Raw genomic sequence first — 19,796 nt, forward strand, 5'->3', positions numbered from 1 at the left:
CGTGTCGCTATCCAGCCCTGTTTCGCCAGACACCACACGTGGTTGATAATAGAATTTTGGTATCGAATTATACCAAAGGCGGCAAATTATACAGCATTAGTCGGGGCGCGCAATCGGAACCGTACATTTGCCGATGCGCCGTGTAAACTGATGCCCACTTTTTTCAATTTGGATGAGATCATGCCCGTCGTACACGTTGCCTTGCCGGTCCCCCTCGCCCGCACCTTCGACTATCTGCTGCCGCCCGGCATGCAGCCGGTGGCCGGCGCGCGCGTGGGCGTCCCTTGGGGCAGGCAGCATGCGATCGGCATCGTCACCGGCTGCAGCGACACCAGCGAACTGCCGCTGGACAAGCTCAAACCGATCGACAGCGTGATCGACGCCGAGTCGCTGTTCTCCCCCAGCCTGTGGCGCATCCTGCGCTGGGCCAGCGATTACTATCACTACCCCATCGGCGAGGTGCTGTTCCATGCGCTGCCGATCCTGCTGCGGCAAGGCAAACCGGCCGAGGCCGCACCGCTGTGGCAATGGTTCGCCACCGAAGAGGGGCGTGCCACCCCGCCCGAAAGCCTGAAACGCGCGCCGAAACAGCAGCAGGCGCTGGCGGCGCTGCTGCAACGCCCGGTCTATCGCCACCAGGTCAGCCAGCTGGAGCTGACGGAAAGCGCCCTGCAGGCGCTACGCGCCAAAGGGCTGATCGATCTGCGTGCTCAGGTCGCGGATACGCACGACTGGCGCCCCAACTTCGCGGTGCTCGGCGAGCGGCTGCGGCTGAACACTGAGCAGGCTACCGCCGTCGGGGCGATCAGAAGCGAGGATGAGCAGTTCGCCGCCTGGCTGCTGGCCGGGGTGACCGGCTCCGGCAAGACCGAGGTCTACCTCAGCGTGCTGGAGAACGTGCTGGCCAAAGGCCGGCAGGCGCTGGTGCTGGTGCCGGAAATCGGCCTGACGCCGCAAACCATCGCCCGCTTTCGCGAGCGCTTCAACGCGCCGGTAGACGTACTGCACTCCGGCCTGAACGACAGCGAGCGGCTGGCGGTTTGGCTGCGCGCGCGCAGCGGCGAAGCCGCCATCGTCATCGGCACCCGCTCGGCGCTGTTCACGCCGTTCCGTCAGCTGGGCGTGATCATCATCGACGAAGAGCACGACAGCTCTTATAAACAACAGGAAGGCTGGCGCTACCACGCCCGCGATCTGGCGGTGTTCCGCGCCCGGGAAGAGGATATCCCGATGGTGATGGGTTCCGCGACCCCGGCATTGGAAACGCTGCACAACGTGCAGCTGGGCAAATACCGCCAACTGAAGCTCACCCAACGCGCGGGCAACGCCAAACCGGCGGCACAGCACCTGATCGATCTGAAAGGGCTGCCGCTGAAGGTCGGCCTGTCGCAGCCGCTGCTGAAGAGCATGCAGCACCATTTAAAAGCCGGCAATCAGGTGATGCTGTTCCTCAACCGCCGCGGTTACGCCCCGGCGCTGCTGTGCCACGAGTGCGGCTGGATCGCCGAATGCCAGCGCTGCGATCACTACTACACCTTCCACCAGCATCAGCGCCAGCTGCGCTGCCACCACTGCGACAGCCAGCGGCCGGTGCCGCACCAGTGCCCGCAGTGCGGCTCCACCCACCTGGTGTCGGTCGGCGTCGGCACCGAACAGCTGGAGCAGGAGCTGGCGCCGCTGTTCCCCGATACGCCGATCACCCGCATCGATCGCGACACCACCAGCCGTAAAGGCGCGCTTGAGCAGCACCTGGCGGATATCCATCGCGGCGAAGCGCGCATTCTGATCGGCACGCAGATGCTGGCCAAGGGCCACCATTTTCCCGACGTCACCCTGGTGGCGTTGCTGGACGTGGACGGCGCGCTGTTCTCCGCCGACTTCCGCTCCGCCGAGCGTTTCGCTCAGCTGTATACCCAGGTCTCCGGGCGGGCCGGCCGTGCGGGCAAGCAGGGGGAAGTGCTGCTGCAAACCCACCATCCGGAGCACCCGCTGCTGCAGGTGCTGCTGCAACAGGGTTACGACGCCTTCGCCAAACAGACGCTGGCGGAGCGCAACAGCGTGTTTCTGCCGCCTTACACCAGCCACATCATCGTGCGCGCCGAAGATCACGACAACCAGCAGGCCCCGCTGTTCCTGCAGCAGCTGCGCAACCTGCTGGAAGCCAGCCCGCTGAAGGACGATTCGCTGTGGGTAATGGGACCGGTGCCGGCGCTGCAGTCCAAACGCGGCGGCCGTTTCCGCTGGCAGCTGCTGCTGCAGCACCCGACGCGGCGCGTCCTGCAACAGCTGATGAAAAGCTCGCTGCCGCTGATCGGCACCCTGCCGCAAACACGCAAGGTGAAATGGACGCTGGATGTCGATCCGATCGACAGCTGATCCCGGAAAAGTCCGATTTAGCTGCCGCAGTGCAAACGTTTACCCTTGAAATTGCGAGCGAACGCTAAAAAACCTTCTCAGGTCACATTTTTTATGCAAATTAGGTAACAAAGGCGGGGCGTATTCTGTTTAGAATGTCTGCGAGGGCAAATTTTGTCGCCACATCGCAGCGCGACGGAGTGCCCGAACGCGAGTGGCGCTCAATGACAACAATCCCGCCACCGCATGCCGGACATTGTGAGCAAACAGCAGTAGTGGCGTCGGCATGGGGCTGACGCAAGGAGAAAGGCGTTGGAACACAAGAAAGAGTTATCCATGGCGACCATGAAAGACGTCGCCGAAATGGCGGGCGTTTCAACGGCTACCGTATCGCGTGCGCTGATGAACCCGGAAAAGGTGTCAACGCCAACGCGCCAGAAGGTGGAACAGGCCGTCCTGGCCGTGGGTTATTCTCCTCATGCTCTGTCACGCAATATCAAGCGCAACGAATCCCGCACCATCCTGGTGATCGTGCCCGACATCTGCGATCCGTTTTTCGCCGATGTGATCCAGGGGATCGAACAGACCGCCGCCCAACAAGGCTATCTGGTGCTGATCGGCGACTGCGCGCAGCAAAACCAGCAAGAGCGCACCTTCGTCAATCTGATCATCACCAAACAGATCGACGGCATGCTGCTGCTGGGCTCCAACCTGCCGTTCGACGCCAGCAAGGAAGAACAGCGCAACCTGCCGCCGATGGTGATGGCCAACGAGTTCGCCCCCGAGCTGGAACTGCCGACGGTGCACATCGACAACCTGACCGCCGCCTTTGAAGCCGTGCATTATTTGCATCAATTGGGCCACCGGCAGATCGCCTGCGTCGCCGGGCCGGAACAGATGCCGCTGAGCCATTATCGGCTGCAGGGTTACGTTCAAGCGCTACGTCGTAATGGCATTACCGTCGAAAGCAGCTATATTACCCGGGGTGATTTTACCTACGAAGCCGGCGCGCAAGCGCTGACGGCGCTGATGGCGCAGCCGAAACCGCCAACGGCGGTATTCTGCCACAGCGACGTCATGGCGATCGGCGTGCTGTCCCAGGCGAAGAAAATGGGGCTGCGGGTACCGCAGGATCTGTCGATCGTCGGCTTTGACGACCTCAAGCTGGCGCAGTATTGCGATCCGCCGCTGACCACGGTGGCGCAGCCGCGCTTCCAGATCGGCCAGCAGGCGATGTTGTTGCTGTTGGAGCAGTTGAACGGCCAGACGGTGGCCAGCGGCTCCCGGCTATTGGACAGTGAATTGATTATCAGAGGCAGCACCGCTGCCCCGAAACGCTAGTCAAATATTTTAGGGTTCAGTAACATGACGGACTTATCCTCTCATCAGGACACAGCGGAATAATAGTGGCACAAAAAGACTATGTAAGCCGTGGGCGCGCAGCAGGAGCTAAGCGTAAAACCCCCAGCCGTAAAAAACGCAGTTCTCCGAAGGTTTCCAAAACCGTGCTGGCGTTAGCCGCCGCGTTGCTGGTTGTCTTTGTCGGTGGCCTCTATTTCATTACGCACAATAAGCCGGAAGACGCGCCGTTGTTGCCTGCACACACCACGCGCCCCGGCAACGGCCTGCCGCCGAAGCCGGAAGAGCGCTGGCGCTACATCAAAGAGCTGGAAAACCGGCAGATCGGTGTGCAAACCCCGACCGAACCGACGGCCGGCGGCGAACTCAATTCCAAAACTCAGCTGACCGCCGAACAGCGGCAGCTGCTGGAGCAGATGCAGGCCGATATGCAGCAGCGCCCGACGCAGCTGAACGAAGTGCCGTATAACGATCCGGGCCAGGCCAACGCGCGCAGCACCCGCCAGCAGCAGCAGATGCAACAACAGCAAATGCAGCAGCAGTCGGTACAGCAACAGCAGCAGGTCAGCCAGCCGCCGCGCAACCCGTTCAGCAACGGGGCCACTACCGCGCCGGTGCAGCCGCACCCGCAGCCAAAACCGACTACCCAGCAACCGGTGCAGGTGAAACAGCCTGAGCCGAAGCCGCAACCGAAGCCGGAGCCCAAACCGGAAGTGAAGCAGGAAACGGCCAAGCAGGAAACCAAACCGGAATCGAAGCAGAAGTGGATGGTGCAATGCGGTTCGTTCCGCGCCACCGATCAGGCTGAATCCGTGCGTGCGCGCCTGGCGTTCGAAGGCATCGAGAGCCGCATCACCGCCGGCGGCGGTTGGAATCGCGTGGTGCTCGGCCCGTACAGCAGCCGTGCCGCCGCGGACAAAACCCTTTCGCGCCTGAAGGGCGTCGGCATGTCGAGTTGCATTCCCCTCTCCGTTGGGGGTTGAAAAGCGTCAATCCCCCCCCATCTATACTCTCAATATGCCTCGTAGCGTCTGCGAAAGCAGGCGCTGCGGGGACTTCTTTCCGTCTTTAACGAGGGTCTGCTCGTGACAACAATTGTAAGCGTACGCCGCAACGGCCAGGTCGTCATCGGTGGTGATGGCCAGGCAACCCTGGGTAATACGGTGATGAAGGGTAACGTCAAGAAAGTGCGTCGCCTGTATAACGACAAAGTGATCGCCGGTTTCGCCGGTGGCACCGCTGACGCCTTCACGCTGTTTGAACTGTTTGAACGCAAACTGGAAATGCATCAGGGCCACCTGGTGAAAGCCGCCGTCGAGCTGGCGAAAGACTGGCGCACCGACCGCATGCTGCGCAAGCTCGAAGCGCTGCTGGCGGTCGCCGATGAAACCGCCTCGCTGATCATCACCGGCAACGGCGATGTGGTGCAGCCGGAAAACGATCTGATCGCCATCGGCTCCGGCGGCCCGTACGCCCAGGCCGCAGCCCGCGCCATGTTGGAAAATACCGAGCTGAGCGCCCGCGACATCGTTGAGAAATCCCTCAACATCGCCGGCGACATCTGTATTTACACCAACCATTTCCACACCATTGAAGAATTGCCTTCCAAAGCGTAAGGATCGAATACCATGTCTGAAATGACCCCGCGCGAGATCGTCAGCGAACTGGACAGCTATATCATTGGCCAAAACAAGGCCAAACGCGCTGTCGCCATTGCCCTGCGCAACCGCTGGCGCCGGATGCAGCTCAACGAGATGCTGCGTCACGAAGTGACCCCGAAAAACATTCTGATGATCGGCCCGACCGGCGTCGGTAAAACCGAAATCGCCCGTCGTCTGGCGAAGCTGGCCAACGCGCCGTTCATCAAGGTTGAAGCCACCAAGTTCACCGAAGTGGGCTATGTGGGCAAAGAAGTGGATTCCATCATCCGCGATCTGACCGATGCCGCCATCAAAATGGTGCGCATGCAGTCGATCGAGAAAAACCGCACCCGTGCCGAAGAGTTGGCCGAAGAGCGCATTCTCGACGTGCTGATCCCGCCGGCCAAGAACAACTGGGGCCAGCCGGAAGAGCATCAGGAGCCGTCCGCCGCCCGCCAGGCATTCCGCAAGAAACTGCGCGAAGGCCAGCTGGACGACAAAGAGATCGAAATCGATCTGGCCGCGGCGCCGATGGGCGTGGAAATCATGGCGCCTCCGGGCATGGAAGAGATGACCAACCAGCTGCAGTCGATGTTCCAGAACCTCGGCGGCCAGAAGCAAAAGCCGCGCAAGGTGAAGATCAAAGAAGCCTTCAAGCTGCTGGTGGAAGAAGAAGCTGCAAAACTGGTGAACCCGGAAGAGCTGAAAGAGCAGGCGATCGAAGCGGTTGAACAGCACGGCATCGTGTTTATCGACGAGATCGACAAAATCTGTAAGCGCGGCGGCCAGAGCTCCGGCCCGGACGTCTCGCGCGAAGGCGTGCAGCGCGATCTGCTGCCGCTGGTGGAAGGCTGCACCGTATCCACCAAGCACGGTATGGTGAAGACCGACCACATCCTGTTCATCGCTTCCGGCGCGTTCCAGACCGCCAATCCGTCGGATCTGATCCCGGAACTGCAGGGCCGTCTGCCGATCCGCGTTGAGCTGCAGGCGCTGACCACCGAAGACTTCGAGCGCATCCTGACCGAGCCGAGCGCGTCGCTGACCGAGCAGTACAAAGCGCTGATGGGCACCGAAGGCGTCAACATCGAGTTCACCGCCGACGGCATCCGCCGCATCGCCGAAGCCGCGTGGCAGGTCAACGAAAGCACCGAGAACATCGGCGCGCGTCGTCTGCACACCGTGCTGGAACGTCTGATGGAAGATATTTCCTACGATGCGAGTGAAATTAATGGCCAATCCATTACAATTGATGCGGATTACGTGCGCAGTCATCTGGATGAACTGGTGGCGGATGAAGATTTGAGTCGTTTTATCCTATAATCGCTCAATCATTGTCTTGTCAGTCATCTGTGTGGGAGGCATTGCCTCCCACAATTATTTCTAACGGACACCGCAACTCACTGACAGAAGCGAAACATGAGCTCATCAACCTCCACCACCCCGATCTCCGCCTGGCTGGAAAGTCTACGCCCCCGAACCCTGCCGTCGGCCTTTGCCTCCATCGTGGTCGGCTCGGCCATCGCCGCCTGGCACGGCAGCCTGAAACCTGAAGTGGCGCTGCTGGCGCTGTTGACCGCCGGCCTGCTGCAGATCCTCTCCAACCTGGCTAACGACTACGGCGATGCGGTCAAAGGCAGCGACAAAGAAGATCGCATCGGGCCGTTGCGCGGCATGCAAAAAGGCATGATCACCCAGGCGCAGATGAAACGGGCGCTGGTGGTGACGGTGGTGCTGATCGCCCTCGCCGGCTGTTCGCTGATCGCCGTCGCCTGCGAGCAACCCAGCGACGTGGTGGGCTTCCTGGTGCTGGGCGGGCTGTCTATCGTGGCGGCCATCACCTATACCGTCGGCAACAAACCCTACGGGTATTTGGGGCTGGGCGACATCTCGGTGCTGGTGTTCTTCGGCTGGCTGAGCGTGGCCGGCACCTACTATTTGCAAACGCACACCTTCGACAGCGTCGTGATGCTGCCGGCCACCGCCTGCGGCCTGCTGGCGACGGCGGTGCTCAACATCAACAATCTGCGCGATATCGAGAGCGATCGCGAAAACGGCAAGAACACGCTGGCGGTGCGCCTCGGCCCGCACAAGGCGCGCATTTACCATGCCCTGCTGCTCGGCGGCGCGGTGCTGTGTTTCGCGCTGTTTACGCTGTTCAATCTCCACAGCCCGTGGGGCTGGCTGTTCGTGCTGGCGATCCCGCTGCTGGTGCGCCACGGCCTGCGCGTGTTGCGCGATCCGACGCCGGTCGGCATGCGGCCGATGCTGGAACACATGGTCAAGGCGGCGTTGCTGGCCAACCTGCTGTTCGCCATCGGCGTGGCGCTCAGTTAAAAACTGATGATTTTGCCAACAGGGCGAATAAAGGGATATACTGAACATTCCAGCGGCAAACAGACGTAAAATCCTATGAAATACGATACTTCCGAACTTTGCGACATCTATCATGAAGAGGTGAACGTTGTTGAACCTCTGTTCTCCAATTTTGGCGGGCGTACTTCATTTGGCGGGCAGATCACCACGGTGAAATGCTTTGAGGATAACGGCCTGTTGTTCGATCTGCTTGAAGAAAACGGCCGCGGCCGCGTGCTGTTGGTCGACGGCGGCGGTTCGGTACGCCGGGCGCTGATCAACGCCGAACTGGCGCGCCTGGCCGCCCAGAACGAATGGGAAGGCATCGTGGTGTACGGCGCGGTGCGTCAGGTGGACGATCTGGAAGAGCTCGACATCGGCATTCAGGCGATGGCAGCGATCCCGGTGGGTGCCGTGAGCGAAGGCGTGGGCGAAAGCGATATCCGCGTCAACTTCGGTGGCGTCACCTTCTTCTCCGGCGATCACCTGTATGCCGACAACACCGGCATCATCCTCTCCGAAGACCCGCTCGACATCGAGTGATTTTCGGTCATGAAAAAGGGCGCCTGAGGCGCCCTTTTCGTTGCTGCATGGCGTGAGGAATCAGACCTCTTCCATTTTGCCCAGCAGAGCGCGCAGGCGATCTTGCCATACGTGCTGTTCTTCTTTCAGCTGTTGGTTTTCGCGCACCAGCGCTTCGTGGTTGCCGGAGGCAGCCTGAACTTCCTGCGACAGAGAGTTGTTTTTGTCTTTCAGCTCTTCAATTTCCATCTGCAACAAGGTGATGGTATCAATCGCCTGCTGTACTTTTGCTTCCAGTTTCTCAAATACTTCAAATGACATGCTTCAGTCCCCTCATGATAGCAAGGCGTACATCTATAAGTAGCGGCCGCAACGTCGGCTGCAGCTACTGCGAATATTGCATCGCGCTCAGTGACGCGCGCCGTTACAGAAGGCGCGCCAGTCTCGATTCGTTAAAAACGATTGTAAGTAGCCAGTCTCCGCCTGTCTAGCAACATACCGGATCATCGCGCAGTCTGTTGCAATTTTCCTGCCCCCGCCATCAGCAAAAACTGAAAATCCCCGCCGCCACCGCCGCGAGTTGTTAACAACCCTCGCCAAACCACTGGTCAGATCACACTTTTATGGCTCAGAAAGAACACTAAACGACGCGAAATCGCTCAATTTTATGACGCGCCACACACATTTTGATTTCGCTATTTCTCGTTTATGTTCGTTAACGATAAATTTACATCACGTCCTTATTCAATAATTGGACGAGATGAAAAAAACTGTGCCCATAGGCCGGATGTATACCCAACTGAGCCTATAAACCAACAACCGCCGTTTTGCAGGACAACAACATTATGAGCCAAACCACCAGTCCGACATTAAAAGGCCAGTGCATCGCCGAGTTCCTCGGCACGGCGCTGCTGATCTTCTTTGGCGTAGGCTGCGTTGCCGCGCTGAAACTGGCGGGCGCCAGCTTCGGCCAGTGGGAAATCAGCATCATTTGGGGCCTGGGCGTCGCCATGGCCATCTATCTGACCGCCGCCATTTCCGGCGCGCATCTCAACCCTGCGGTCACCCTCGCTCTGTGGCTGTTCGCCTGCTTCGACGGGCGCAAAGTGGTGCCTTACATCATTGCTCAGGTCGCCGGAGCCTTCTGCGCCGCTGCCCTGGTCTATGGGCTGTACTACAACCTGTTCTTCGACTTCGAAGCGGCCCACCACATGGTGCGCGGCAGCAACGAAAGCCTCGAACTGGCGGGCATCTTCTCGACTTACCCTAACGCGCACATCTCCGTCGGCCAGGCCTTCCTGGTAGAAACGGTAATCGCCGCCATTCTGATGTGCCTGATCCTGGCGCTGACCGACGACGGCAACGGCATTCCGCGCGGCCCGCTGGCCCCGCTGCTGATCGGTATTCTGATTGCCGTGATCGGCGCCTCCATGGGACCATTGACCGGCTTTGCGTTGAACCCGGCGCGTGACTTCGGGCCGAAACTGTTCGCCTACCTGGCCGGATGGGGCAAAGTCGCCTTCACCGGCGCACGCGACATCCCGTACTTCCTGGTGCCGATCTTCGCCCCTATCGTCGGCTGTGGCCTGGGCGCTTTCGGTTACCGCGCGCTGATTGGCCGCCACCTGCCGTGCGACGTCTGCGTGACGGAAGAAGAGCCTGATGCCAAGACCCAGCAGCGCAAAGCGTGATGGGTGCAGTTTTACACGGTTAACAACAGCAGGATAATTACCATGACTGTAGAAAAAAAATACATTGTCGCACTCGACCAAGGGACCACCAGTTCACGCGCCGTCGTGCTCGATCACGACGCCAACATCGTTGCGGTATCGCAGCGCGAATTCCCGCAGATCTATCCAAAGGCCGGCTGGGTTGAGCACGACCCGATGGAGATCTGGGCGTCGCAAAGCTCGACGCTGGTAGAAGTGCTGGCGAAAGCCGACATCAGTTCCGATCAGATCGCCGGCATTGGCATCACCAACCAGCGCGAAACCACCATCGTCTGGGAAAAAGAGACCGGCAAGCCGATTTACAACGCCATCGTCTGGCAGTGCCGCCGCACCGCCGACATCTGCGAGAAGCTCAAGCGCGACGGCCTGGAAGAGTACATCCGTCACAACACCGGCCTGGTGGTTGACCCGTACTTCTCCGGCACCAAGGTGAAGTGGATCCTGGACAACGTCGAAGGCGCCCGCGAGCGCGCCAAGCGCGGCGAACTGCTGTTCGGCACCGTCGATACCTGGCTGGTGTGGAAAATGACCCAGGGGCGCGTACACGTTACCGATTACACCAACGCCTCACGCACCATGATGTTCAACATCCACGAGCTGGACTGGGATGAGCGCATGCTGGAAGTGCTGGATATCCCGCGTGCCATGCTGCCGAAAGTCCGTCCTTCCTCCGAGGTGTACGGCCAGACCAACATCGGCGGTAAAGGCGGCACGCGTATTCCTATCGCCGGTATCGCCGGTGACCAGCAGGCAGCGCTGTACGGCCAGCTGTGCGTTCAACCGGGCATGGCGAAGAACACCTACGGCACCGGCTGCTTCCTGCTGATGAACACCGGCAAAGAAGCGGTGCGCTCGAAAAATGGCCTGCTGACCACCATCGCCTGCGGCCCGCGCGGCGAAGTGAACTATGCGCTGGAAGGCGCGGTGTTCATCGGCGGTGCGTCTATCCAGTGGCTGCGCGATGAGCTGAAACTGATCAGCGACGCCGCCGACTCCGAATACTTCGCCACCAAGGTGAAAGACAGCAACGGCGTCTATGTGGTGCCGGCCTTTACCGGCCTGGGCGCCCCTTACTGGGATCCGTATGCCCGCGGCGCCATCTTCGGCCTGACCCGTGGCGCCAACAGCAACCACATCATCCGCGCCACGCTGGAATCCATCGCCTTCCAGACCCGTGACGTACTGGACGCCATGCAGGCCGACGCCAACACCCGCCTGCAATCGCTGCGCGTGGACGGTGGCGCGGTCGCCAACAACTTCCTGATGCAGTTCCAGTCCGATATCCTCGGCACCCGCGTAGAACGCCCTGAGGTGCGTGAATCGACGGCGCTGGGTGCCGCGTTCCTGGCGGGCCTGGCCATCGGCTACTGGAACGATCTGGATGAAGTGAAGAGCAAAGCGGTGATTGAGCGCGAATTCCGCCCAAGCATCGAAACCACCGAACGCAACTACCGCTACAGCGGCTGGAAAAAAGCGGTGGCTCGTGCTCAGGCATGGGAAGATCACGAGTAATCTCGACGCTGCCGTTTCTCCAACAAGCGCTGCCTGCGGGCGGCGCTTTTTTTTGCCCCGCCCCGCCGCCACCGTGCTGTGATAGACTTTGCCGATATTTTCTTCCCTTTCTCACAGACAGGTTTGCCATGAAACGTGAATTAGCCATCGAATTTTCCCGCGTTACCGAAGCCGCCGCGCTGGCGGGCTACAAATGGCTGGGACGCGGCGACAAGAACGCCGCCGACGGCGCGGCGGTCCACGCCATGCGCATCATGCTCAACAAAGTGGATATCGATGGCCGCATCGTGATCGGCGAAGGCGAGATCGACGAAGCGCCGATGCTGTATATCGGCGAACAGGTCGGCACCGGCCAGGGCGACGCGGTCGACATCGCGGTCGATCCGATCGAAGGCACCCGCATGACCGCCATGGGCCAGTCGAATGCGCTGGCGGTATTGGCGGTGGGCGATCGCGGCACCTTCCTGCACGCGCCGGACATGTACATGGAGAAGCTGGTGGTCGGCCCGGCGGCGCGCGGCACCATCGATCTCGACCTGCCGCTGGCGGAGAACCTGCAGAACGTCGCCGCACGGCTGGGCAAACCGCTGTCGCAGCTGACGGTGATCGTCTTGGCCAAACCGCGCCACGACGGCGTCATCGCGCAGATGCAGCAGCTGGGCGTGCGGGTGTTCGCCATTCCTGACGGCGACGTGGCGGCCTCCATTCTCACCTGCATGCCGGAAAGCGAGGTCGATGTGATGTATGGCATCGGCGGCGCGCCGGAAGGGGTGATCTCAGCCGCAGTGATCCGCGCGCTGGACGGCGACATGCAGGCGCGTTTGCTGCCGCGCCATGAGGTGAAAGGCGACAGCGCCGAGAACCGCCGCATCGGCGAACAGGAGCTGGCGCGCTGCCGGGAAATGGGTATCGAGGCCGGTCAGGTGCTGCGCATGGACCAGATGGCGCGCAACGACAACGTGATCTTCTCCGCCACCGGCATCACCAAGGGCGATCTGCTGGAGGGCATCAGCCGCCAGGGCAACATGGCCACGACCGAAACCCTGCTGATCCGCGGCAAGTCGCGCACCATCCGCCGCATCCGTTCGACCCACTATCTGGATCGCAAAGACCCGGCGCTGCACGAGTTTTTGCTGTAAGCCGACAAGAGACCGCCCCCAGCCGCCGCTGAGGGCGGGTTCATCCCGCCACCGGCGTTTTGGCGGGCAGCAGTTTCCCACACAACAGCAGCCACAGCGTCTTCACCATCAGGCCGATGAGCAGCAGGTTAGCCAACGCGAACAGCCCCCAGGCCAGCACTTGCATATCTGCCCCGCGCTGGCTCTGCAACAACCGCAGCGACGCGTTCGCCATCGCCGATAAGCCGAACGAGAAAGCCCACATGCCCGGGCTGAAGCCACCGGCAAAAAACCAACGCACCAACCGGAACATAAAAAACAGCTGCAGCAGGCCGTAGCCCAACAGGATTAAGGCGAACGTATCGAAGTCATTGCCATTGACGCATAACCACGCGTAGCAGGCGACAAAGGCCGGAGCCAGCTGAATACCGATAACGCCGCGGGCGGCGGCCGGCAGCGCGGCCTTGGTGCGCAGACGGTGGATAATGGCGGGTTCAAGGGTCAGCCATGAAATCAAACCGGCGCCAAGAAACATCATGCCGATATCAGGGTGGCCGGCGGTGCCAAACGCCATCGCGCAGATAAAGTTAGCGGCCACCGTCGGCAGGTAGAATCCCGGCGTCGTGGCCTCCGACGCGAACTCGCCGCGCCACAACGGCGCACAGCGCCAGGCCGAGAAGATGAGCTGGCCGACGGAGCCCGCGACCATCAGCCCATTCGCCAGCGGCAGGCTGTAGGGGTGCAGACCGATGGACACCAACACGCCGCCTGCCGGAAGCAGACTGATAAAACTGAACTGAGTGTTGCTGCGAAACTCGTCACGCACCGCGCGTGGGTCAATCAGGCAGCGGCAGAGATAGATCAGCGCCAACGCCAGCCAGATAGCACTGCCGAGAAAGATGAGCGACTCACCCAGCCAGCCGGGCCCATAGCCGAGCGTGGCGGCGTATCGCCAGGCGCTGCCGAGGCCGAAAACCCCCAGAACCATCCCAAAGAAGCCGACGGGAACACGTTGAATGCACTGCAGTGATGACATAGCGAATAACCCGGAAAAATACTGTCGGTAAAGTGTATACCGATCGCCTCAGCGCAGTAATAACCTGGGTCAAACCGGCGGCAGGACCTTAGTCGTCTTGCAAGACTAAGGCCTGCGCCGGTTCAGGAAGAGGGTTATGCGGTATGCCCCTGATGTTGCATCCGGTTGGACAGCGGCCACCAGCACAGCAGGATCAGCAGCGCCATCGCGAACATCAGCAATCCGAGGCTGAACTGCCCGGTTTGCGGCAGCATGGCGGAAAGCCAGGTCGCGAGCCCCGATCCCATGTTCTGCATGCCGCCCACCAACGCGCCCGCCGCGCCGGCCAGGTAAGGGAACGGCTCCATCGCCCCGGTGGTCGCCAGCGGGAACAGCATGCCGGCGCCGAAGAAGAACAGCGCGGCCGGCACGATCAGCGTCCAGATGTTCATCACGCCGAACCAGCCCGGGATCCACATCATCGCCCCCGCCAGCAGGCAGCTAATCACCGAATGCCACATCAGCGTGTGGAAGGTCTTGCCGTCGCGCCCGGCGTACCAGGCGCCGAAAAACGCCGCCGGGATCGGCAGAATGAACAGGATGCTGACGGTCAGACCGCTCAGCCCCAACACGCCGCCCATCAACACGCCGCAGCTGGCCTCGAATACCGCAATCCCCGCCAGCGCGCCGATCAGCATCACCAGATAGCAGCTGAAAGTGCTGTCGCCCAGCAGCTGGCGAAAACTGGCCAGCATGCGGCGTTTTTCCGTCTGCACCGGGCGGGTCTCCGGCAACCAGCGAAACATGGCGAAGGCGACGCAGGCGCACAGCGCCAACAGGAAGGCATAACAGGCGCGCCAGCCGAACACCATTGCCAATGCGCCGCCGATCACCGGCGCCAGCAGCGGGCTAACCAGAATCCCCATGTTCAACAGGCTATTGGCGTAGCGCAGCGCGGTGCCGGCATACAGATCGCGCGGCATGGTGCGCGCCATCACGCCCGCCACGCCGGTGCCCATGCCCTGAATCGCGCTGGCGGCGACCAGCATCGTCAGGTTGGTGGACAGCAGCGCGCCCAGCGCACCGACCAGGAAGATCATCATGCCGGTCAGGATCACCGGACGACGTCCGATACGGTCCGATATCGGACCGTAAATCAGCTGGGAGAAACCGTAGGTCAGCAGATACGCCGCCATCACCCGTTGCACGGCGCCGGTGCGAACCGACAGATCGTGGGCGATATCAGCAATCACGGGAACATAAATGGTTTGCGCCATCTGGCCGACGGCGACCAACAGGATAAGCATCACCAGCAGGTGAAAATTCTCTAGTTTTCTCATTATCTTCGTTAACGTTTCAACTCGTCACAGCGTCCCGGTATGGCCGTTGCAGCAGCCAGAACGGCGAGCAGCCCTCTATGGCGGCATAAACTAATCAAATCTGATTTTTTTAGCGAGTTTCAGGCAGATATTGATCCAGGTCACACTGGCAGCAAACCCGACCAGGCTCGTAAATTAAACTGTACGTCTAACGCTTTGGAGTTAAAAATAGCGCCCTTGCAGTAGCCGCGCTTTAGCATTTAATCGATAATTCTTTTCATCAACTTGAAATAAAATAACACCATAGGGATTTGGTTCATGAAAACACCTGAGCTGATTTTATTGCAGTTAAAGGCTCTCGGCCCGCACTCGGCCAAAATGCTGGCGGAGCGTCTGGACATTACGCCGATGGGCATCCGACAACATCTGCAATCCCTGGAAAAACGTGAGTTGGTTTGTTACGAAGAAGCGCGCAGCAAGGTCGGCCGCCCGACGCGCTACTGGTCGCTGACCGAGCGAGGGCACGCCTTTGCCGCCGCCGATCAGGAGCGGCTGCGGGCATCCGCGCTGCAGCTGTTTGGCGGCGCCGGGGTGGAGCCGTTGCTCAACGCGCGCGAAGAGCAGCTTTATCTGCGTTATGCCGAAGAGCTGTCCGCCGAGCGCAGCCATCAGGACCGGTTAGCCCGCCTGGTGCGCCTGCGGCAACACGACGGTTACATGGCCGAATTGTTCGACCACCCGCACGGCACGCTGTTGGTGGAAAACCACTGCCCGATTGGCGTGGCCGGTTCCAGCTGCAGCAGCCTGTGCAATTCCGAGCTGCAGCTGTTTCACCGCCTGTTCGGCAACGACTACCGGGTAGAGCGCACCGCGCACGCCATTTCCGGCTCACGACATTGTGCTTATTTGATTCGACCACGGGAGCTTTAGAGTATGGCTGAATGGGTAAACGGCAAGGTTACGCAGGTAAAACAATGGACCGACGGGCTGTTCAGCCTGGTGGTCAATGCCCCCATCGATCCTTTCACCGCCGGGCAATTTGCCAAGCTGGCGCTGGAGATCGACGGCGAACGGGTGCAACGTGCCTACTCCTACGTCAATGCCCCCGACGACGCCAATCTGGAGTTCTATCTGGTCACCGTGCCGGAAGGCAAGCTGAGCCCGCGCCTCAGTCAGCTGCAGCCGGGCTCGGACGTGATGGTAACCAAAGAAGCGGCCGGCTTCTTCGTGCTGGACGAGGTGCCCGACTGCGATACGCTGTGGATGCTGGCGACCGGCACCGCCATCGGCCCCTATTTATCGATTCTGCAGCAGGGCGCCGGCCTGGAGCGCTTCAACAACCTGGTGCTGGTGCACGCCGCGCGCTTTGCGCGTGACCTGAGCTACCTGCCGCTGATGCAGCAACTGCAGCAGCGCTACAACGGCAAGCTGCGCATCCAAACCGTCGTCAGCCGCGAAGAGGCGCCCGGCTCATTGACCGGCCGCGTACCGGCGCTGATCGAGGACGGCCGGCTGGAAGCGGCGATCGGTTTGACTATCGACGCCGAAACCAGCCACGTGATGCTGTGCGGCAACCCGCAAATGGTGCGGGACACCCAGCAAACGCTGAAAGACCACCGCCAGATGCGCAAGCACCTGCGCCGCAAGCCGGGCCACATCACCAGCGAACACTACTGGTAACCCGGCGAGGGTCAGCGGAACTTCACCGGTTCGGCTTCCGGGCCAAACCGGTTATCTCCCGGCGTGCCGACGAAGGCACCCAGATCGATCATCATCATCACGATAATCAGCGTCGGAATGAAACGCCCAACGCCCCATTGCCAGATCGGCGCCAGCATCTGCCAGTTCCCCGCCGCCAGCATCCACGCCAGGATCAGCAGCAGCGCCCACCAGCCGGCCTTGTTGCGATCGTGCAGGCGCTTGACCAGCACCGCCGCCGTCGGCCACAGCAGCGCCACGATAAAGAAGGCGATGGATTGGATGGCGACCAGCTGATAATTGGCCAGCGTAAACGCCGCCGCCATCAGCACCAACCACAGCCCCATCCAAATCCAGAAGTCGCGCCGCCCGATGCGGCCCTTAAAAGAAAAACACCACTGTTGTAACGTCATCGATTCCTGCGCTCTAAGCCTGCCCATATTCTGCGCCGCAGTGTAACATAGGCGCTGCCGGGCCGAGTTTTCCGCCTCGCATAACGCGGTGCGCCGCACAGCTTTCTCGTCAGCGAACCGATAATGGCGTGGGATCTTTGACAAGCCCCGCGGGTTATCGCTTTAATCGGAGCCATCTTTGTCCTTGATGCCATACGCCATGCTGAGAAAAACCCTCGCCATCGCCTGCCTGCTGCAGGTGGCCGCCAGCGCCTGGGCCGATCCGCCGCCCGCCGATGCGACGCCCGCCGCACCTTACCTGCTGGCCGGGGCACCGACGTTCGATCTGACGGTGGTCAAATTCCGCGAAAAATACAACCGCGATAACCCGAAGCTGCCGATTGGCGAATTCCGCGCCATTCCCACCGCCGAAGACGATTCGCCGCTGCTGACGCGCGCCGCCAGCAAACTCAACGAAAACCTGTACGCCTCCACCGCGCTGGAGAAAGGCACCGGTAAAATCAAAACGTTGCAGATCACTCACCTGCCGCTGCAGCAGGCCAATGAAGAAAAAGCCGCGCGCGCCATCGCCATCAGCTACATGGCGGCGCTGATGCGCCAGTTCGAACCGGCGTTGACAATGGAACAGAGCCAGAACAAGGTGAACAGCCTGCTGGAAAAAGGCAAAGGGTCGCGCTTTTACCAACAGCAGGTCGGCGCCATTCGCTATGTCGTCTCGGACAACGGCGATAAAGGCGTAACCTTCGCGGTTGAACCGATTAAGCTGGCGCTTTCCGAGCCGTAACGGCGCGGCATTTAATGACGAAAAGCAAAGCCTTCGCGCTTAATGATCTCTATACTGTTGGGCAGGTAAACTGCCGGTCCGGCAGTTGTCATTTCGACTCTCGCGTTTTCTAGTTGGAGGAAAAAACATGCGTCATCCATTAGTTATGGGTAACTGGAAGCTTAACGGCAGCACCCACATGGTCAACGAACTGATCGCCGGCCTGCGCAATGAGCTGAGCAGCGTTGACGGCTGTGGCGTCGCCATCGCCCCGCCGGTGATGTATCTGGATCAGGCCAAGCACGCGCTGGCCGGCAGCCGCATCGCGCTGGGCGCGCAGAACGTGGACGTTAACCTGTCCGGCGCCTTCACCGGTGAAGTTTCCGCCAACATGCTGAAAGACGTCGGCGCCCAGTACATCATCATCGGCCACTCCGAGCGTCGCACCTACCACAAAGAAAGCGACGAAGTCATCGCCGAGAAATTCGCCGTGCTGAAAGAAGCCGGCCTGATCCCGGTGCTGTGCATCGGTGAAACCGAAGCGGAAAACGCTGCGGGCAAAACTGAAGAAGTGTGCGCGCGCCAGATCGACGCCGTGCTGAAAACGCTGGGCGCACCGGCGATGAAAGGCACCGTGATCGCCTATGAGCCGGTCTGGGCCATCGGTACCGGCAAGTCCGCTACCCCTGCGCAGGCGCAGGCCGTGCACAAATTTATCCGTGACCACATCGCCAAACACGATGCCGCGGTTGCCGCTGAAATCATCATCCAGTACGGCGGTTCGGTGAACGACAAGAACGCCGCAGAGCTGTTCTCTCAGCCGGACATCGACGGCGCGCTGGTTGGCGGCGCTTCGCTGAAAGCCGACGCTTTCGCCGTGATCGTCAAAGCCGCTGCCGCAGCGAAAAAAGCCTGATTACCTTAGGCTTGCCATAAAAAAACCCCGGCTTGCCGGGGTTTTTTATTGCCGCTCAGACGGCATCAGCGTTTGCTTATCTCGTCGAACACGCCGCCGGTGGCGAAGTGCACCTTCTGCGCTTCGGTCCAGCCGCCGAAGGTGTCATCCACGGTAAACAGCTTCAGCTGCGGGAACTGCCCGGCAAACTTGGCCGCCACCGCCGCATCGCGCGGACGGTAATAGTGCTGTGCCGCGATGGTCTGCCCTTCCGGCGAATACAGATACTTCAGGTAGGCGGTCGCCACGTTGCGGGTACCGCGTTTATCGACCACCTTATCCACTACCGACACCGTCGGTTCGGCCAGGATCGATTCACTCGGGGTGATAATCTCGAACTTGTCTTTGCCCAGTTCTTTCTCCGCCAACAACGCTTCGTTTTCCCAGGCGATCAGCACATCGCCGATACCGCGCTCAACAAAGGTGTTGGTCGCGCCGCGCGCGCCGGAATCTAACACTTCGACGTTCTTGTACAGGTTTTTGACGAAGTCCTGCGCCTTGGCCTTATCGTTGTTGTTGTGGTGCAACGCGTAGCCCCAGGCGGCCAGGTAGTTCCAGCGGGCGCCACCGGAGGTTTTCGGGTTCGGGGTGATCACCGACACGCCCGGTTTGAGCAGATCGGGCCAATCGTGAATCTGTTTCGGGTTGCCTTTGCGCACCAGGAAGACGATGGTCGAGGTGTAAGGCGCCGAGTTGTCCGGCAGGCGTTTGATCCAATCTTTCTCAATACGCCCGCGTTCGGCGATGGCGTCGACGTCATAGGCCAACGCCAGCGTCACCACGTCGGCCTCGATGCCGTTGATCACCGAGGTCGCCTGTTTGCCGGAGCCGCCATGCGACTGGCGCACCGTCACCTTGTCGCCGGTTTCCGCCTGATAGTGCTTGCTGAATGCCGTGTTGTAAGCCTGATAGAACTCACGCGTCGGATCGTATGACACGTTCAGCAGTTGAATATCCTTCGCCATGGCGCCGGACGCCAACAGCACCAATGTCAGACCAACACCCCATTTACGCATCGACAGGCTCTCCCAGAAAATTAAGC

The 19,796-nt window shown here is 60.6% G+C and carries 19 protein-coding genes; 14 read left to right on the forward strand and 5 right to left on the reverse strand.

Annotation, left to right across the window (positions count from 1 at the left end; translation table 11 throughout):
* Positions 1 to 180: 180 nt before the first annotated feature.
* From priA to rraA, 7 genes are all read left to right on the forward strand, one after another.
* The gene (priA, locus tag WCL58_RS22545) at positions 181 to 2,376 is read left to right on the forward strand and encodes a primosomal protein N' (RefSeq protein WP_033654545.1); all 2,196 of its coding nucleotides are present in this window, start codon (positions 181 to 183) and stop codon (positions 2,374 to 2,376) included.
* Between the two features lie 291 nt (positions 2,377 to 2,667).
* A complete protein-coding gene (gene cytR, locus WCL58_RS22550) occupies positions 2,668 to 3,696 on the forward strand; it encodes a DNA-binding transcriptional regulator CytR (RefSeq protein ID WP_004931082.1) in 1,029 nt (342 codons plus the stop codon).
* Between the two features lie 65 nt (positions 3,697 to 3,761).
* Positions 3,762 to 4,697, forward strand: a complete 936-nt coding sequence (ftsN, locus tag WCL58_RS22555) for a cell division protein FtsN (RefSeq protein WP_336851626.1) — start codon at positions 3,762 to 3,764, stop codon at positions 4,695 to 4,697.
* Between the two features lie 102 nt (positions 4,698 to 4,799).
* On the forward strand, positions 4,800 to 5,330 hold the full coding sequence (gene hslV, locus WCL58_RS22560) for an ATP-dependent protease subunit HslV (protein WP_004931085.1): 531 nt from the start codon (positions 4,800 to 4,802) through the stop codon (positions 5,328 to 5,330).
* A gap of 12 nt (positions 5,331 to 5,342) precedes the next feature.
* A complete protein-coding gene (hslU, locus tag WCL58_RS22565) occupies positions 5,343 to 6,677 on the forward strand; it encodes an HslU--HslV peptidase ATPase subunit (protein WP_025304663.1) in 1,335 nt (444 codons plus the stop codon).
* A 96-nt stretch (positions 6,678 to 6,773) separates the two neighbouring features.
* The gene (locus tag WCL58_RS22570; RefSeq protein WP_336851627.1) at positions 6,774 to 7,691 is read left to right on the forward strand and encodes a 1,4-dihydroxy-2-naphthoate polyprenyltransferase; all 918 of its coding nucleotides are present in this window, start codon (positions 6,774 to 6,776) and stop codon (positions 7,689 to 7,691) included.
* 75 nt (positions 7,692 to 7,766) lie between these two features.
* The gene (gene rraA / locus WCL58_RS22575) at positions 7,767 to 8,252 is read left to right on the forward strand and encodes a ribonuclease E activity regulator RraA (RefSeq protein WP_038872664.1); all 486 of its coding nucleotides are present in this window, start codon (positions 7,767 to 7,769) and stop codon (positions 8,250 to 8,252) included.
* Positions 8,253 to 8,312: 60 nt separating this feature from the next.
* On the opposite strand, the gene zapB is transcribed toward rraA, so the two are convergent.
* Positions 8,313 to 8,552, reverse strand: a complete 240-nt coding sequence (gene zapB, locus WCL58_RS22580) for a septal ring assembly protein ZapB (protein WP_004931092.1) — start codon at positions 8,550 to 8,552, stop codon at positions 8,313 to 8,315.
* Positions 8,553 to 9,076: 524 nt separating this feature from the next.
* Here zapB and WCL58_RS22585 point away from each other — a divergent pair.
* From WCL58_RS22585 to glpX, 3 genes are all read left to right on the forward strand, one after another.
* On the forward strand, positions 9,077 to 9,922 hold the full coding sequence (locus tag WCL58_RS22585) for an MIP/aquaporin family protein (RefSeq protein ID WP_038872721.1): 846 nt from the start codon (positions 9,077 to 9,079) through the stop codon (positions 9,920 to 9,922).
* 42 nt (positions 9,923 to 9,964) lie between these two features.
* On the forward strand, positions 9,965 to 11,473 hold the full coding sequence (gene glpK, locus WCL58_RS22590) for a glycerol kinase GlpK (RefSeq protein ID WP_019452234.1): 1,509 nt from the start codon (positions 9,965 to 9,967) through the stop codon (positions 11,471 to 11,473).
* Between the two features lie 128 nt (positions 11,474 to 11,601).
* Positions 11,602 to 12,612 (forward strand): class II fructose-bisphosphatase, encoded by a 1,011-nt coding sequence (glpX, locus tag WCL58_RS22595; RefSeq protein ID WP_336851628.1) that lies wholly within the window; start codon positions 11,602 to 11,604, stop codon positions 12,610 to 12,612.
* Between the two features lie 40 nt (positions 12,613 to 12,652).
* Here glpX and tehA read toward each other — a convergent pair whose 3' ends face one another.
* Together tehA and emrD are read right to left on the reverse strand one after the other, a co-directional pair.
* On the reverse strand, positions 12,653 to 13,627 hold the full coding sequence (gene tehA / locus WCL58_RS22600) for a dicarboxylate transporter/tellurite-resistance protein TehA (protein ID WP_336851629.1): 975 nt from the start codon (positions 13,625 to 13,627) through the stop codon (positions 12,653 to 12,655).
* A gap of 134 nt (positions 13,628 to 13,761) precedes the next feature.
* Positions 13,762 to 14,946 (reverse strand): multidrug efflux MFS transporter EmrD, encoded by a 1,185-nt coding sequence (emrD, locus tag WCL58_RS22605; protein WP_004931102.1) that lies wholly within the window; start codon positions 14,944 to 14,946, stop codon positions 13,762 to 13,764.
* 297 nt (positions 14,947 to 15,243) lie between these two features.
* Between emrD and WCL58_RS22610 the strand changes: the two genes are divergently transcribed.
* Positions 15,244 to 15,855: a helix-turn-helix transcriptional regulator gene (locus WCL58_RS22610; protein WP_060424972.1), complete on the forward strand. Its 612-nt coding sequence runs from the start codon at positions 15,244 to 15,246 to the stop codon at positions 15,853 to 15,855.
* 3 nt (positions 15,856 to 15,858) lie between these two features.
* Positions 15,859 to 16,605 (forward strand): ferredoxin--NADP(+) reductase, encoded by a 747-nt coding sequence (gene fpr, locus WCL58_RS22615; RefSeq protein ID WP_047729616.1) that lies wholly within the window; start codon positions 15,859 to 15,861, stop codon positions 16,603 to 16,605.
* Between the two features lie 11 nt (positions 16,606 to 16,616).
* Here the strand turns inward: fpr and WCL58_RS22620 are convergent, their stop codons facing one another.
* Positions 16,617 to 17,036 (reverse strand): DUF805 domain-containing protein, encoded by a 420-nt coding sequence (locus WCL58_RS22620; RefSeq protein ID WP_019452229.1) that lies wholly within the window; start codon positions 17,034 to 17,036, stop codon positions 16,617 to 16,619.
* A gap of 199 nt (positions 17,037 to 17,235) precedes the next feature.
* Between WCL58_RS22620 and WCL58_RS22625 the strand changes: the two genes are divergently transcribed.
* A complete protein-coding gene (locus WCL58_RS22625) occupies positions 17,236 to 17,820 on the forward strand; it encodes a DUF1454 family protein (RefSeq protein ID WP_336851638.1) in 585 nt (194 codons plus the stop codon).
* Positions 17,821 to 17,947: 127 nt separating this feature from the next.
* Positions 17,948 to 18,715, forward strand: a complete 768-nt coding sequence (gene tpiA, locus WCL58_RS22630) for a triose-phosphate isomerase (protein ID WP_004931113.1) — start codon at positions 17,948 to 17,950, stop codon at positions 18,713 to 18,715.
* Between the two features lie 65 nt (positions 18,716 to 18,780).
* Here the strand turns inward: tpiA and WCL58_RS22635 are convergent, their stop codons facing one another.
* A complete protein-coding gene (locus WCL58_RS22635; RefSeq protein WP_060424973.1) occupies positions 18,781 to 19,770 on the reverse strand; it encodes a sulfate ABC transporter substrate-binding protein in 990 nt (329 codons plus the stop codon).
* Positions 19,771 to 19,796 lie beyond the last annotated feature (26 nt).

The organism is Serratia sp. TMDUHS_CL, assembly GCF_037137105.1.
GTDB classification, from domain to species: domain Bacteria; phylum Pseudomonadota; class Gammaproteobacteria; order Enterobacterales; family Enterobacteriaceae; genus Serratia; species Serratia nevei.

Bases quoted from the DNA above. Each gene is read 5' to 3' on its own strand.
- hslU (WP_025304663.1), top strand. From the start codon at position 5,343: ATGTCTGAAATGACCCCGCGCGAGATCGTCAGCGAACTGGACAGCTAT.
- tehA (WP_336851629.1), bottom strand. From the start codon at position 13,627: ATGTCATCACTGCAGTGCATTCAACGTGTTCCCGTCGGCTTCTTTGGG.
- priA (WP_033654545.1), top strand. From the start codon at position 181: ATGCCCGTCGTACACGTTGCCTTGCCGGTCCCCCTCGCCCGCACCTTC.
- emrD (WP_004931102.1), bottom strand. From the start codon at position 14,946: ATGAGAAAACTAGAGAATTTTCACCTGCTGGTGATGCTTATCCTGTTG.
- zapB (WP_004931092.1), bottom strand. From the start codon at position 8,552: ATGTCATTTGAAGTATTTGAGAAACTGGAAGCAAAAGTACAGCAGGCG.
- tpiA (WP_004931113.1), top strand. From the start codon at position 17,948: ATGCGTCATCCATTAGTTATGGGTAACTGGAAGCTTAACGGCAGCACC.
- rraA (WP_038872664.1), top strand. From the start codon at position 7,767: ATGAAATACGATACTTCCGAACTTTGCGACATCTATCATGAAGAGGTG.
- fpr (WP_047729616.1), top strand. From the start codon at position 15,859: ATGGCTGAATGGGTAAACGGCAAGGTTACGCAGGTAAAACAATGGACC.
- glpK (WP_019452234.1), top strand. From the start codon at position 9,965: ATGACTGTAGAAAAAAAATACATTGTCGCACTCGACCAAGGGACCACC.
- WCL58_RS22585 (WP_038872721.1), top strand. From the start codon at position 9,077: ATGAGCCAAACCACCAGTCCGACATTAAAAGGCCAGTGCATCGCCGAG.
- WCL58_RS22610 (WP_060424972.1), top strand. From the start codon at position 15,244: ATGAAAACACCTGAGCTGATTTTATTGCAGTTAAAGGCTCTCGGCCCG.
- WCL58_RS22625 (WP_336851638.1), top strand. From the start codon at position 17,236: ATGCTGAGAAAAACCCTCGCCATCGCCTGCCTGCTGCAGGTGGCCGCC.
- WCL58_RS22635 (WP_060424973.1), bottom strand. From the start codon at position 19,770: ATGCGTAAATGGGGTGTTGGTCTGACATTGGTGCTGTTGGCGTCCGGC.
- WCL58_RS22570 (WP_336851627.1), top strand. From the start codon at position 6,774: ATGAGCTCATCAACCTCCACCACCCCGATCTCCGCCTGGCTGGAAAGT.
- WCL58_RS22620 (WP_019452229.1), bottom strand. From the start codon at position 17,036: ATGACGTTACAACAGTGGTGTTTTTCTTTTAAGGGCCGCATCGGGCGG.
- glpX (WP_336851628.1), top strand. From the start codon at position 11,602: ATGAAACGTGAATTAGCCATCGAATTTTCCCGCGTTACCGAAGCCGCC.